The 596-nt window shown below is 26.8% G+C and carries 1 pseudogene; it reads right to left on the minus strand.

The features are described 5' to 3' along the window. Positions 1-34 precede the first annotated feature (34 nt). A pseudogene (locus FHQ23_RS12260) lies at positions 35-596 on the minus strand (helix-turn-helix domain-containing protein); the annotation flags it as partial.

Consider the following 596-nt stretch of genomic DNA (forward strand, 5'->3'; position numbering starts at 1 on the left):
TTTTGTCTACTATGCCTACATGTATAATATTAAATTAGACACTTAAATCTTGTTCATTAATTTGAAAATCTTTAATATCTAATTTTTTTACAATAGCAGGTAGCACTTGATGAATTAACCGCATTCCTTGTAGTAATTCGTTCATATAAATATCAGGATGAATCATATCATTATTAAATCCCAAGCTTTCTCGCTCTGCTTGGTGACCTATTGTGTTATGATCATCAGATACTAAATTCATTAATTCAACCTTCAATGGGATATTAGCTAGAAAAGCTTTATGTTTAATAGCATTTATCCATTTTCGATACTGTGTTGTTGTTTTAAATTTAAACTCTAAAAAATTAGGTGCTATAGTTTCGGAGATATCTATTTTACATACTGCCAAATCAATCAAACAACTTTCAATTTGGCTTAGCTCGTCAAAAAATTCTATGTCATCATTAAACATTAATTGATCAATATAAGCTGCATAAAATCCATAAATATCATTCAATGCTAGAAATGTTTGATAGATTATATTTGTTAATGAATTTTCTTCTATGTCATCTATTAAGTTAAAGTAAATATCATCATCTCCAGACATAATATTATTA

Origin of the sequence: Testudinibacter crocodili, from assembly GCF_006228025.1 — a bacterium.
Classification (GTDB): domain Bacteria; phylum Pseudomonadota; class Gammaproteobacteria; order Enterobacterales; family Pasteurellaceae; genus Chelonobacter.